Raw genomic sequence first — 13,008 nt, forward strand, 5'->3', positions numbered from 1 at the left:
CCGCCGAGTAAGTTATTTCTCGAGGGGTCTGCGAGCTTTGCCAGAGGAGCCTTAAGGGCTTTTTACAGAACGGGCTGGTACGTCGGCTCGCGACGCTTGATCACCGCGATCACCCGGTAGGTCACCGGCAACATGACGATCTCGATGACAGTCTTGTACAGCCAGCCCAGCGCGGTGTAGACGACGAAGTCGTGGAAGCTGGTGATCCCGATGGCGTTGGCGGCGATGGCGCAGAACACCAGGGTGTCACCGAGCTGGCCGCCGAACGTGGAGCCGATCAACCGGGCCCACAGGTGCTTCTCCTTGGTGCGCTCCTTGATCTTCACCACCAGCCAGGCATTGATGGTCTGGCCGACGAGGAAGCCGGCCAGCCCGGCCACGATCAGTTGGGTGTAGGCGTGCACGACGATCTCGAAGTGCGGCTGGTTGACGTAGAAGTCGGCGGCCGGCAGATAGATGGTCACCCAGAACGCCGCCGCGGCCAGCGCGTTCATCCCGAATCCGAGCAGGATCGCCTTGCGGGCGGCCTTGAACCCGTACACCTCGGAGAGCACGTCGCCGATCACGTAGGTGAGCGGGAAGACGATGAAACCGCCGTCGGTGATGATCGGGCCGAACGCCACCCCCTTGGTGGCGGTGACGTTGGAGATGATCACCAGGGCGGTGAAGACGGCGACGAGCACCGGATAGTAGGCCGAACCGACTTGGGCAAACGATGGTCGCTGTTCGGGGGAGTCGGTCAGGCTGCTCACCCGGATATCTTCTCAGGCCAGGGCGGCGCTCAGCATCGGCGGCAGCTGATCGGCCACCAGCGGCAGCGACAGCGGAGAGCAGAAGGCGATCGCCGCGGCCAGGTCGCGGCCGGTGAAGACATTGCGCCCGCCCTGCTCGGCGATGATCGGGTCGCCGGTCAGTATCGCGGTCTCCGCGTCGTCGGCGGCCCAGATCAGTACATCCGCGCCGCTCAGGACCTCGGCCATCCGGTCGCGCGGCACCGTCGCGTCGACCTCGGGTATCTCGAAACCCAGCTGGGTGAGGAACTCGGTGCGCCAGCCGGCCGGGGTCGTCACCAGCCCGCCGTCGTCCAGGCTGCCCTGCAGCAGCAGCGCCCGTTTGCCCGTGAACGCGGGAGTCTCGCTGCCCAGCGTGGTGAACCGGGTGTCGACATCGGCGATGAGCTGTTGCATCTGGTCGTGCTTGAACACCGCCGCACCGATCGCGGTGGCCTGGTCCTTCCACGGTTCGAAGAACGCGTCCTGGCCGGCTTGGGCGATGGTCGGTGCGACGTTGGACAGCCGGGTGTAGGTGTCCCGATCGAGCCCGGCGTTGGTGGCGATGATCAGATCCGGGTTGAGTGCGGTGATGGCCTCGAAGTTGATGCCGCCGTCGAGGTTCAGCACGGCCGGCTGCGCGGTACCGAGAGCGGGGACCGCCCACGGCCACACCGCGAACGGTTGCCCGCCGAACCATTCGGTGATGGCGATCGGCACCACGCCCACGGCGAGTAGACAGTCCTGCCCGGTCAGTCCGGCGCTGATCACCCGGGTGGGCGGCGCGGGTACCTTGGTCTCGCCGAACGCGTGGTCGACGGTGACGGAGCCGTCATCGGCGATGGCGCCGGGCGGGTCCGATCTGCACGCGGTCACCGCCGCGGCGGAACCGGCGGCAAGCGCCATCAGGAAACCTCGCCGGGACCAGGTTGTCGGCACGCCGTGAGCGTAACCGCTGATCGCGCCGGGGCGGCGGTGCTACGGCCGGCTCACGCCGCGCAGCAGCACCTGCAGGCCGAACTCGAAGGCGTCACCGGGCCGATCGGCCGCCGCGGCGCCGGTGGCCAGGGCCGCGGCCAGTTCCGGTCCGGCGCCGCCACCGTCGCCCCAGGGCGCGGCGGGTGCGGCCGCATCCAGGGCCGAGCCGAGCACGAAGCTGTCGATGAGCGTGATGATGCGCAGGGTGTCTGCGGCGGTGAAACCGGCGCCGGTGAGGGTGACGGCCAGCGCGTTGTACATCGCGACGGCCTGGTGGCTGCCGACCGGATAGGCGGTCATCAGCGGTATCAGCCGGGGGTAGCGGGCGTAGCTGCGGTAGTAGGACCGCACGATGTCGCCGACGACGTCGATCCACGGTCCGGCGAGATCGGGCAGGCGGACCTCGCTCATGGCTTTCTCGCGGAGCAGTTCGATGATCTGCTCGCGCCCGGAGACGTGGTTGTACAGCGAGGACGGGCTGACCTTCAGGGTGCGGGCCAGTTCGGGGATGGTGAATCCGCCGGTCCGATTCACCAGATCCATTGCGGCCGTGGCGATCAGGTCACTGGACAGGATCGCCACCTTCGGTCGTCCCATATGACTTTCTCCTCCAGCACTTGCGGAAACGTGGGTTGGGTCACACAATAAACGAATTCGATTCGTTTTAGGAGTATGGACATGCGCACCCTGATCGCCGGAGCCGCCGCACCGCTGTCACGTTCGAACGCCTCGCAGCGTCCGCCGCTGCGGGTGGGGCTGGTCCAGCACCGCTGGCGCGCGGACGCCGCCGAACTGGCCCGGGTCCTGCGCGACGGGATCGATCGGGCCGCCGGCGAGGGCGCCACCGCGGTATTCCTGCCCGAGATCACCCTGCTGCGCTACCCCGCCGATACGCCCGCCGGGCCGAACCCGGGCGATGGCGCCGAGGATCTCACCGGTGGACCCACCTTCGCGCTGGCCGCCGAGGCCGCCCGCGCCAACAAGGTCTTCGTGCACGCCTCGCTGTACGAGAAGGCGCCTGCGGCAGACGGTTTGGGCTTCAACACCGCCATCCTGGTCTCCCCGGCGGGCGATCTGGTGGGCCGCACCCGCAAGATGCACATCCCCATCTCGGCCGGTTATTACGAGGACACCTATTTTCGTCCGGGTCCGCCCGAGGACGCGTACCCGGTCTATGCCCCCGAGGGCCTGGGCGCCCGCATCGGCCTGCCGACCTGCTGGGACGAATGGTTCCCGGAGGTGGCCCGCAACTACTCGCTCGGCGGCGCCGAGATCGTGGTCTACCCGACCGCGATCGGATCCGAGCCGGTGTTCCCGGACTTCGACACCCAGCCACTGTGGCAGCAGGTCATCGTCGCCAACGGCATCAACAGCGGCCTGTTCATGGTGGTGCCCAACCGCACCGGCGATGAGGGTGCGCTGTCGTTCTACGGTTCGTCGTTCATCTCCGATCCGTACGGGCGGGTGCTGGTGCAGGCGCCGCGTGACGAGGAGGCGGTGCTGGTCGCCGATCTGGATCTGGATCAGCGCCGGGACTGGCTGGAGCTCTTCCCGTTCCTGCTGACCCGGCGCCCGGACAGCTATGGCGGGCTGACCGCGCCGGTGAATCCGTCCCAGCCATACGGCACCGGGCACGACGCCACGGCGGTCGTGAAATGACGACCTACTTGATGCCCGCCGAGGCCGCACCGCAGGACCGGGTGTGGATGGCCTACCCGTCCGCGGGGTACTCACTCGGCGACACCGAGGCCGAACACCATGAGGCCCGCTCCACCTGGGCTGCGGTGGCGCACGCGATCGCGGAGTTCGAACCGGTCTCGCTGCTGGTGGATCCCGGTGAGATCGATGCCGCGAAAGGTTATGTGTCCCAGGACATCGACATCGTGGAAGCGCCGCTCAACGACGCCTGGATGCGGGACATCGGTCCGACGTTCGTGCATGCCGAGGACGGGTCGGTGGCCGCCGTGGACTGGGTGTTCAACGGGTGGGGCGGCCAGGACTGGGCGCGCTGGGATCGTGACGCGAAGGTCGGCGCACTGATCGCCGAGATCGCCGGGGTGCCGCTGGTGTCTTCCCCACTTGTCAATGAGGGCGGCGGAATTCAGGTCGATGGGCGCGGCACCGTGCTGGTCACCGACACGGTGCAGCTGGATCCGGGACGCAACCCGGGGCTGAGCAGATCGGACGTCGAGGCAGAACTCGCCCGCACCATCGGCGCCGCCGAGGTGGTGTGGCTGCCGCGTGGACTGACCCGCGACTCGCAACGTTTCGGCACTCGCGGCCACGTCGACATCGTCGCCGCGTTCACCGCGCCGGGCCGCCTGCTGCTACATACCCAGACCGCCGGCGCCCACCCCGACACCGCGGTGTGCCGCGAACTCCGGGAACAACTCGCCGACCGATTCGAGGTCATCGAGATGCCGGCACCGGATACCCTCACCGACGATGAGGGGTATGTCGACTACAGCTATATCAACCACCTCGTGGTCAACGGTGGCGTGATCGCCTGCAGTTTCGGTGATCCGCGCGATGCGGACGCCGCAGCCATTCTCGCCGAGCAGTATCCGGGCCGCACGGTGGTCTCGGTCGATGCCCGCCCACTGTTCGCGCGCGGCGGCGGTGTCCACTGCATCACCCAGCACCAGCCGTCCCCGATGCGGGCGGCGCAGTGAGCACGCTGTTCACCGGCGGCACCATCTGGACCGGCACCGACACCACCGACGCACTGCTCGTCAGCGACGGCATCGTGGTGGCGGTCGGTGCGCAGGCGCGGGCATCGAATGCCGATGAGCGGGTGGATCTTTCGGGCGGATTCCTCATGCCGTCCTTCGGGGACGGACACGCCCATCCGCTCTACGGTGGCCTGGAGTCGGTGGGGCCGCGGGTGCGGCCCTGCGGCTCGGTCGACGAGATCGTCGCCGCGGTCAAGACCTACGCCGATGCCCACCCCGACCAGGAGTGGATCGTCGGCGCCTCCTACGACGGCAGCCTGGTCGAGGGCGGGCTCTTCGACGCGCGCTGGCTCGACGCGGCAGTCCCCGACCGGCCGGTGGTGCTGCGGGCCTGGGACTACCACACGTTCTGGGTGAATTCCGTGGCCCTGCAGCGGGCCGGCATCACCGCCGACACCCCGGATCCGGTGCTCGGTGAGATCCCGCGCCGCGCCGACGGATCGGTGCTCGGCACGCTGCGCGAATGGGGTGCCACCGATCTGGTCGCCGCGGTGATGCCCGCCCGCGACGAGACCGTGCGGATCGCCGCCCTCGGTACCGCGGCGGACTACTACCTGGCGCGTGGCGTGACCTGGGTGCAGGACGCGTGGGTCGAGCCCGACGATGTGAACACCTACATCGCGGCGGCCGCCGCCGGTGCGCTGCGGATGCGCTTCAATCTGGCGCTCTATGCCGACCCGCGGCATTTCGACACGCAGGTCACGCATTTCGCGGACGCGCGCGACCGGGTCCGGGCCGCCGGTTCAGCGTTGCTGTCGGCCGAGACGGTGAAGTTCTTCGCCGACGGCGTCGTCGAGAACGAGACCGGAGCGCTGCTGGCACCGTACTGCTCCGGGCTGCACAGCCATGGCATGCAGCTCTGGGAGGGCGATGCGTTGGCCCGCGCCGCGCAACGGGTCGACGATCTCGGACTGCAGATCCACATCCATGCCATCGGGGATGCCGCGGTGCGCCAAGCCCTCGACGCCATCGAACACGTGGTCCGCACCAACGGGCCCCGCGACCGTCGCCCCGTCATCGCGCACGCACAGTTGGTCGACGACGCCGATCTGGGCCGGTTCGCCGAGCTGGGTGTCATCCCGAACATGCAGCCGCTGTGGGCGCAGCTGGATGCGTTGATGACGGTGCTGACCGTGCCGCGGCTGGGCGCCGCGCGCTCCGACAAGCAGTACCGCATCCGGTCCCTGGAAAAGTCCGGGGCCGCACTCGCTTTCGGATCCGACTGGCCGGTGTCCTCGGGAGCGCCGCTGGATGGCATCGCGGTCGCGGTGTCGCGCCAGACCGAGGACGGCACGCCCGCCGGTGGCTGGACCCCGCACGAGATTCTCCCGATCGAGGCCGCGCTGTCCGCCTACACGGCCGGCGTCGCGCATCAGGCGTTCGCCGAATCGGATTGGGGGCAGCTGATTCCCGGGGCCAGTGCCGATCTGGTCTGGCTGGACTCCGACCCCACCACGACCGCGGCGCATGAGCTGCCGGCCGTCACCGTCCGGGCCACCTACCTGCACGGGCAACCGGTCTACACGAGGGAAGGCTGAACCCCATGTCCGTTACCGACACCGACACCGAGGGCTCCCTGAAACGGGTGCTCGGCCTGCCTTCGCTGGTGCTGTTCGGCCTGGTCTACATGGTGCCGCTCACCGTGTTCACCACCTACGGCATCGTCACCGAGACCAGCGGCGGCCGGCTGCCGTTGGCGTATGTGGTGACCTTGGTCGCGATGGTGTTCACCGCGCGGTCCTACGCCAGGATGGCCACCGCATACCCGGTGGCGGGATCGGCCTATACGTATGCGCAGAAGACGTTCGGCGCGCCGGCCGGTTTCCTGGCCGGGTGGGCGCTGCTGCTGGATTACCTGTTCCTGCCGATGATCAACTATCTGGTCATCGGGATCTACCTGGAGGCGGCTGTTCCGGCGCTGCCCGCCTGGGTGATCATTCTGGTCACGATCGCGATCGTCACGGTGCTCAACATCGTCGGCATCGTCTCGGTGGCGCGCGCGAATTTCCTGATCATCGCGATCCAGGCCGTGTTCATCGTGGTGTTCGCGGTGCTGGTGATCGCATCCCTTTCCGGCAGCGGGACCGTGGATCTCGCGGCTCCGTTCACCGGTGACGGCACCGCCGACGGACTGGGACCGGTCTTCGCGGGCGCGGCCATCCTGTGCCTGTCGTTCCTCGGCTTCGATGCGGTGTCCACCTTGTCCGAGGAGGCCAGGGACGCCAAACGCACTGTCCCGCGGGCCATCATGATCGCCACCGTGTCGGCCGGACTGATCTTCATCCTGCTGTCCTACCTGGGGCACCTGGTGTTCCCGTCCCACGAGTTCGCCGATGTCGACTCCGGATCGCTGGATGTCATGGCCGCTGCCGGTGGCGACTTCCTCGTGACGTTCTTCACCGCGGCCTATGTGGCCGGCGCGCTGGGTTCGGCGATCACCTCGCAGGCCTCGGTGGCCCGGATTCTGTTCGCCATGGGTCGCGACGGGATCCTGCCCCGCGCGGTGTTCGGGCACGTGTCGCGCCGGTTCGCCACGCCCGTGTACGCGATCCTGGTGGTGTCGGCGGTGTCGTTGCTCGCCATCGTGATCGACCTCGCGACGCTGGCATCCCTGATCAGTTTCGGAGCGCTGGTGGCGTTCTCGGTGGTGAACCTGTCGGTGATCAAGCACTACTTCGTGGATCTGCGTGAGCGGTCCGGTGGCCAGGTCATCGGCAGCCTGATCCTGCCGTTGATCGGCTTCGCGCTCACGGTGTGGCTGTGGACCAGTCTGTCGGTGATGACCCTGGTGACCGGATTGATCTGGCTGGCAGTCGGTTTCGCCTGGCTGCTGGGTGTGACACGGTTGTTCCGCCGGCCCACTCCCACATTGGATCTCAAGGAGTAGGCCGGCGGCCTATGCTCAGACCAGTGTGACGGTGACGTCGATGTTGCCGCGGGTCGCCTTCGAGTAGGGGCAGGTCTGATGGGCGGCGTCGACGATCGCCTGCGCGACGTCACGCTCCACGCCGGGCACGCTCACGTTCAGCCGGGCCGCCAGCCCGAACGCGCCATCGTCGTCGCGCAGATCGACCTGGGCGTCCACGGCGGTGTCGGCCGGCAGCTTGACCTTGTGTGAGGCGGCGGCGACGCCCATGGCGCCGATGAAGCAGGCGGACCAGCCCGCGGCGAAGAGTTGCTCGGGGTTGGTACCGCTGCCGGTGGCTCCCGGCGGTGTCAGCTGGATGTCCAGGTTGCCGTCCGAGCTGTAGGACTCACCTTGGCGACCACCGGTGGTGTGGGTCTCGGCGGTGTACAGAACGGTCATGGCTGGCTCCTCAGGTTCGGGTCGGTCCGGTCGATCCGGGTCGACTGCTGAGTAGAACTCCGGCATTTTTTGGTTCATTCCCGATTTAATCGGACGCGCTATACTTTTCTCATGAAGTCCAGTGCCAGGAAGCCAGGCTCGCCCCAACTGTCCGATTTCCTGTGCTTCGCCGTGTATTCGGCCAACCTCGCCTATGGCAAGGCCTACAAGCCGATCCTGGACAGGCTGGGCGTCACCTACACCCAGTACCTGGCGATCGTCGCGCTGTGGGAGCAGGACCACCAGACCGTCAGCGGACTCGGGGAGAAGTTGTTCCTGGAGTCGAACACCCTCACGCCGATCCTCAAGCGGCTCGAAGCGATGGGCTATCTGACCAGGCAGCGCTCCGCCGACGATGAGCGCCAGGTGGTGGTCAGCCTGACCGAGGCCGGCCGGGCGCTGCGCGAACAGGGGCTGGAGATGGATCTGGTCGCCGCGACCGGGCTGTCGCCGGAGGAATTCCGCGTCCTGCAGAAGGGGATCGCGAACCTGCGTGACAACCTGCGTGCCCATGTCCAGGAAAGCGCTCGGGGCACCTGACGCTCGGGTCATACTTTGCGGGTGTCCGACACCGAGGTGCTGATTGCTGGCGCCGGCCCGATCGGTGTGACCGCCGCCATCGAACTCGCTCGCCGCGGGGTGGCGGTCCGGATCGTCGATCCGCTGCTCGACCCGCCGCAGTATGCCAAAGCCGTTGGTGTGCAACCTCGCACGCTAGAAGTGTTCGAGCGGATGGGCATCCTGCGGCAGATCCTCGATGCGGCCGTGCCCTTCCGTGGCCAGATCGTCTACGTCAACGGTGAACCCGCCGGGCAGGTCGATTTCGCCCTGCCCGCGGATGTGCCGTTCGGATTCATCGGCCTGCCGCAGTACAGCACCGAGCGGGTGCTGCGCGAGGAGTTGGCCACCCGCGGCGTCCCCATCGAACGCGGGGTCCGGCTCGCGGGATTCGAGCAGGACGCCGACGGTGTGACCGCCTTCCTCGAAGGAGAGGGCGGACAGCAGACGGTGCGCGCCCGGTATCTGCTCGGCGCCGACGGCGCCCATTCCGTCGTCCGCAAGACTCTCGGCCTGGCCTTCGAGGGCGCGGCATTCGACGAGCAGTACATGCTCGGCGATGTCGAGGTCGACTGGTCGCAGCCACCGGGCTACGCCATCCGCGCGCTGCACCAGACCGACGGCACGATCGACGACCTGTTGGTGTGCATCCCGCTGCCCGGCCGGGGCCGCTACCGGATGTCCATGCTGGTGCCCCCGGACCTGTCCACCGAGGCGACCGGTGGTGTGCAGCACGGCTTCGAGGTCGGCAATCCACCGGAGCTGCACCATATTCAGGCGGTGCTCGACCGGCTGTCCCCGGAGCCGACGACGGCCCGCAACCTGCGCTGGTCCTCGGTCTTCCGGATCAGCCACCGCATCGTCAACGCCTACGGCAAGGCCCGGGTGTTCGTCGCGGGCGATGCCGCGCACATCCATCCGCCCACCGGGGCCCAGGGCATGAACACCGGCATCCAGGACGCCTACAACCTGGCCTGGAAGCTGGCCCTCGCGGTCAGCGGTGACGCCGCCGACGGGTTGCTGGACAGCTATGACGCCGAACGCCGGCCCGTCGGGGAAGAGGTGGTCGGGCGCACCGTGCGTAGCGCCCGCGAGGGTATCGGCGCCGATTCCGACGATCCGTCCTTCGTGATCCGTCGCGAGGCGCAGTTGCTGATCAGCTATGCCGACAGTCCGATCGTGGCAGACGGTGCCGGCGGCCGGGCCCCCGATGCCCGCGGACTGACCCGCGCGGCCGAAACCGACCCGGTGCGGCTGTACACCTTGCTGGCCGGCACCCGGCACACCCTGGTGTTGTACGCCGACGCCGCAGCGACTTTCGATGGTTTGGAGACAGCCGGCGCCGCCGCGCAGCACGCGGCCCGCAGACTGATCGACGTCTACGTCGTCGCCCATCCCGATGCCGACGTGGAAGCCACGGTGCTGCCGCTACTGCGGGACTCCGAGGGCTCGTTCGCCAAGGCCTACGGAGTCGACGCGACGACGGCGGTCGTGGTCCGCCCAGACGGGCAGCTCGGCTATGTGGGTCCGGCGGCGGCCGATTCGCTGACCGGATACCTGAAGCGGACGTTCCGTTAGGACACTACGGGCGCGATGCCGGGCCCGAAATCGAACTGAGGGTTGTCGCTATCGCTGTTGATCCGATTTTTACGACCCTGGAGTCGATCTCGACCCTAGGGCCTCAGCTGCACCTTCAGGTGATCCCCAGCTCGCGACGTCGCCGCGTCGTAACCCGCCGGGGCGTCGTCCAACGGCATGGTGGTGGTGAATATCCCATCGACATTCAATCGACCGGATTGCAGCAGCGGCACCAGTTCGGGCCAGGTCTGCTGCACCGGGGCGGTGGTCAGCCGGATGGTCAGACTGCGGATCAGGCAGGCCAGCGCCGGCAGCGGGTAGGGCTGCAGATCGTGCACCCCGACAATGGACACCGTGCCGCCGGTGCGCACGGCGTCCAGGGCGTCGTTGATCGAGGCATCGGTGCCGACCGCGTCGATGACCGCGTCCACGCCGAGCCCGCCGGTGGCTTCCCGGATGGTGTTCACCGCCGGTGGTGACACCGGCACAGCGCCCGCAGCCTGCGCACGGTCACGCCGCGTCTGCACCGGGTCGACGGCGTATACCGTTGCCGCGCCGAGAGTCAGCGCGCTACGCAGCGCGCACATGCCGACCGCGCCCAGGCCGATCACCGCGACCGATCCGCCCAGCGGGATGTCGGCGCGTTTGGCCGCCGCCCACCCGGTCGCCAGATTGTCGGTGAGCAGCAACCCCTGTTCGGTGCTGATCCCGGCCGGCATCGCGAGCAGCTGGAAGTCCGCAGCCGGCACCGCGAGCAGTTCGGACTGCGCGCCGCCCAGCGCACCGGACCCGAAGATCTGTGGGCCGTGTACACAACGGATCGGATCATGGGTGGCGCATCCTGCGCAGCGCCCACAGCCGGCCACCGAGGAGACCAGCACCCGGTCGCCGACCCTGAAACCGGCGACCTCCGAGCCGGTTTCGACCACTGTGCCGATGGCCTCATGTCCGAGCGCGACCGGCTCGAAGATGGGGTAGTGCCCCTCCAGGAAGTGCAGGTCGGACCCGCAGATGGCGGCGGATTCCACCTCGATGATGGCGCCGTCCGCCCCGGGTAGTTCCGGGTCGGGCCGGGTTTCCACACTGACCGCTCCACTGGAATCGACCATCACTGAACGCATGTCATTCCTCCCGGAAATCCGACCAGACGGGTTCATACACGGCAGCGTGATAGGTGCTCAGCCGCCACGGACTGACGGTGTGGATCTCACCGTCGGCGTTCTTGAAGTAGGAGTGCGTGATCGAGGGATGCGCCCATACCGTCTTGCGGATCTCCTCCTGCGAACGCCGGTGCCATTCGGCGGTCGGCTCCGGGAGCGGCTCCAGCGTCCGTAGCTTTTCGGTGATGAGGTGCTGCAAGCAGGAGTTGATATAGCGCATCTGCAGCTCGGAGTTCAGGATCAGGCTGCCGCCGTGGGCGAGGTGCGCACCCGGGCCGTAGGTCATGAAGAAGTTCGGGAAACCGGGCACCGCGATGCTGCGGTAGGCGTAGGGCCGGCTGCCCCACACCTCGTGCAGATCGGCGCCGTCGCGGCCGGTGACGGTGATCGGGAACAGCACTTCGGTGGCACGAAAACCGGTGGCATACACGATGATATCGGCCACGTACTCGGTGCCGTCGCTTGCGACGACGCCGGTCGGGGTGATGCGTTCGACCGGAGTGCGGATCAGGTCGACATTGTCGCGCTTGAGGGTGCTCAGCCAGCTGCCATTGTCCTGCAGGGTGCGTTTGCCGGTGGCCGGGTAGTCGGGTAGCACCTTGGCCAGCAGGTCGGGGTCGTCGCCGACCTGGGTGGTGATCCAGTCGGTGAACATGATCCGGGCGATCGCGTTGATCTCGCTGACGGCGTTCGCTTGATCGTTGTAGTCCGGGTCGACGATCGCGGCGTCCAGGCCCTTGTCGGCGCCGGGCCACAGCAGCAGGAAGCGGTACCAGCGGCCGTAGTAGGGCAGGTGTTCCATGGCCCAGCGCACGCCGTCGGCGACCGGCTCGTGATACATCGGGTTGGGGAACATCCATTGCGCGGTGCGCTGGAACACCGTGAGGTGCTCCACCTTGTCGGCGATGGCGGGGGCGATCTGGAAGCCGCTGGCGCCCGCCCCGATCAGCGCGACGCGTTTGCCGGAGACATCGACGCTGTGGTCCCAGGCCGCGGAGTGAAATGCCGGGCCGGCAAAGGTTTCCGCGCCCGGGAAGTCCGGGACATTGGGCCGGTTGAGCTGGCCGACGGCGGTGATGACGGCGTTGGCGGTGAAGGTTTCGTTCCCGGTGTCGATCGTCCAGAGGTCGCCGTCCCACCTGGCGGAACGCACCTCGGTGTTGAACCGGATGTGCGGGCCGAGGTCATGGCGGGCGACCACGTCGGCGAAGTACTGGCGCAACTCGGGCTGCTCGGCGAAGAAGTGGTCCCAGTGGTTGCTGGGTTCGAAGCTGTAACAGTAGAAGTGGTTCGCGACGTCGACGCGGGCGCCGGGATAGCTGTTCTCCCACCAGGTTCCGCCGGGGCCGGAGTTCTTCTCCAGGATGGTGAAGCCGATACCGGCCTGCTTGAGGCGCACGCCGGCCAGGACTCCGGATTCCCCGGCGCCGATCACGATGACGTGGAAGTCCCCGGTGTCGGCGAGTGCGGCGGGCCGGCGCGGGTCGACGCCGTCGAGGTCGAGTTCTTCGAGCACCAGTGGCAGGTTGTCCTCGCCGACGTGTTCGCAGGCCGCCCAGTCGAGCATCTCCCGGACCAGTTCCCGGGACAGTGGGTCGGGAACCGGGCAGCCCCGGTCACGGTATGCGGTGATGATCGGCAGCGCCTCGGCGCGGGCGCGGGCCTTGTCCTCCTCGGACATGAAGCCCTGTACCTCGTTGAGGAACAGTCCGGCCTGCTTGTACTCGCGGATGAAGCGCGGGTCACCGGTGATGTGCACCAGCGACAGCAGCAGCGTCGGGATGCTGACCCCTTCGAGCGCCGCGGCAATGTCGGCGTCGGAGGTGTCAAACGGCTGTCCGGCGTGGAAGCTGCGGGTCACGGATAGTTACGCTACGGCGCGTTGC

Annotated in this window: 12 protein-coding genes; 6 read left to right on the forward strand and 6 right to left on the reverse strand. The window is 67.9% G+C overall.

Features of this window, described 5'->3' with window-relative positions; all coding sequences use genetic code 11:
- Positions 1-62 precede the first annotated feature (62 nt).
- The 3 genes from C6A86_RS01315 to C6A86_RS01325 are packed head-to-tail and all read right to left on the reverse strand — an operon-like array spanning position 63 to position 2,345.
- Positions 63-743: a queuosine precursor transporter gene (locus C6A86_RS01315; protein WP_105365996.1), complete on the reverse strand. Its 681-nt coding sequence runs from the start codon at positions 741-743 to the stop codon at positions 63-65.
- Positions 744-764: 21 nt separating this feature from the next.
- Positions 765-1,709: an ABC transporter substrate-binding protein gene (locus C6A86_RS01320; protein ID WP_142407089.1), complete on the reverse strand. Its 945-nt coding sequence runs from the start codon at positions 1,707-1,709 to the stop codon at positions 765-767.
- 39 nt (positions 1,710-1,748) lie between these two features.
- Positions 1,749-2,345 carry a TetR/AcrR family transcriptional regulator C-terminal domain-containing protein gene (locus tag C6A86_RS01325; protein ID WP_105365961.1) on the reverse strand — a complete coding sequence of 199 codons (597 nt, stop codon included), beginning with the start codon at positions 2,343-2,345 and terminating at the stop codon, positions 1,749-1,751.
- Between the two features lie 81 nt (positions 2,346-2,426).
- Here C6A86_RS01325 and C6A86_RS01330 point away from each other — a divergent pair, with 81 nt between their 5' ends.
- Genes C6A86_RS01330 through C6A86_RS01345 form a run of 4 tightly spaced genes read left to right on the forward strand, consistent with a single transcriptional unit; the run spans position 2,427 to position 7,367 of the window.
- Positions 2,427-3,407 (forward strand): nitrilase-related carbon-nitrogen hydrolase, encoded by a 981-nt coding sequence (locus C6A86_RS01330; protein WP_105365995.1) that lies wholly within the window; start codon positions 2,427-2,429, stop codon positions 3,405-3,407.
- Positions 3,404-4,420, forward strand: coding sequence for an agmatine deiminase family protein (locus C6A86_RS01335; RefSeq protein ID WP_311100993.1), 1,017 nt, complete (start codon positions 3,404-3,406; stop codon positions 4,418-4,420). The genes C6A86_RS01330 and C6A86_RS01335 overlap by 4 nt, the downstream gene beginning before the upstream one ends.
- Positions 4,417-6,018, forward strand: coding sequence for an amidohydrolase (locus tag C6A86_RS01340; protein ID WP_105361668.1), 1,602 nt, complete (start codon positions 4,417-4,419; stop codon positions 6,016-6,018). Before C6A86_RS01335 ends, C6A86_RS01340 begins: the two co-directional genes overlap by 4 nt.
- Positions 6,019-6,023: 5 nt before the next feature.
- Positions 6,024-7,367 (forward strand): APC family permease, encoded by a 1,344-nt coding sequence (locus tag C6A86_RS01345; RefSeq protein ID WP_105361667.1) that lies wholly within the window; start codon positions 6,024-6,026, stop codon positions 7,365-7,367.
- Between the two features lie 15 nt (positions 7,368-7,382).
- Here the strand turns inward: C6A86_RS01345 and C6A86_RS01350 are convergent, their stop codons facing one another.
- Positions 7,383-7,787, reverse strand: coding sequence for an organic hydroperoxide resistance protein (locus C6A86_RS01350; protein WP_105361666.1), 405 nt, complete (start codon positions 7,785-7,787; stop codon positions 7,383-7,385).
- Between the two features lie 111 nt (positions 7,788-7,898).
- On the opposite strand from C6A86_RS01350, the gene C6A86_RS01355 reads away from it, so the two are divergent.
- Entirely contained in the window at positions 7,899-8,366 is a 468-nt protein-coding gene (locus C6A86_RS01355; protein WP_105361665.1) for a MarR family winged helix-turn-helix transcriptional regulator, read from the forward strand.
- Positions 8,367-8,387: 21 nt separating this feature from the next.
- Positions 8,388-9,962: an FAD-dependent monooxygenase gene (locus tag C6A86_RS01360; protein ID WP_105361664.1), complete on the forward strand. Its 1,575-nt coding sequence runs from the start codon at positions 8,388-8,390 to the stop codon at positions 9,960-9,962.
- Positions 9,963-10,057: 95 nt separating this feature from the next.
- Here the strand turns inward: C6A86_RS01360 and C6A86_RS01365 are convergent, their stop codons facing one another.
- Together C6A86_RS01365 and C6A86_RS01370 are read right to left on the reverse strand one after the other, a co-directional pair.
- Positions 10,058-11,083, reverse strand: a complete 1,026-nt coding sequence (locus tag C6A86_RS01365) for an alcohol dehydrogenase catalytic domain-containing protein (protein WP_311100994.1) — start codon at positions 11,081-11,083, stop codon at positions 10,058-10,060.
- Between the two features lies 1 nt (position 11,084).
- The gene (locus C6A86_RS01370; RefSeq protein ID WP_311100995.1) at positions 11,085-12,983 is read right to left on the reverse strand and encodes an NAD(P)/FAD-dependent oxidoreductase; all 1,899 of its coding nucleotides are present in this window, start codon (positions 12,981-12,983) and stop codon (positions 11,085-11,087) included.
- Positions 12,984-13,008: the final 25 nt, after the last annotated feature.

Origin of the sequence: Mycobacterium sp. ITM-2016-00316, from assembly GCF_002968335.2 — a bacterium.
Taxonomy (GTDB): domain Bacteria; phylum Actinomycetota; class Actinomycetes; order Mycobacteriales; family Mycobacteriaceae; genus Mycobacterium.

Bases quoted from the DNA above. Each gene is read 5' to 3' on its own strand.
- C6A86_RS01330 (WP_105365995.1), top strand. From the start codon at position 2,427: ATGCGCACCCTGATCGCCGGAGCCGCCGCACCGCTGTCACGTTCGAAC.
- C6A86_RS01365 (WP_311100994.1), bottom strand. From the start codon at position 11,083: ATGCGTTCAGTGATGGTCGATTCCAGTGGAGCGGTCAGTGTGGAAACC.
- C6A86_RS01335 (WP_311100993.1), top strand. From the start codon at position 3,404: ATGACGACCTACTTGATGCCCGCCGAGGCCGCACCGCAGGACCGGGTG.
- C6A86_RS01325 (WP_105365961.1), bottom strand. From the start codon at position 2,345: ATGGGACGACCGAAGGTGGCGATCCTGTCCAGTGACCTGATCGCCACG.
- C6A86_RS01345 (WP_105361667.1), top strand. From the start codon at position 6,024: ATGTCCGTTACCGACACCGACACCGAGGGCTCCCTGAAACGGGTGCTC.
- C6A86_RS01350 (WP_105361666.1), bottom strand. From the start codon at position 7,787: ATGACCGTTCTGTACACCGCCGAGACCCACACCACCGGTGGTCGCCAA.
- C6A86_RS01355 (WP_105361665.1), top strand. From the start codon at position 7,899: ATGAAGTCCAGTGCCAGGAAGCCAGGCTCGCCCCAACTGTCCGATTTC.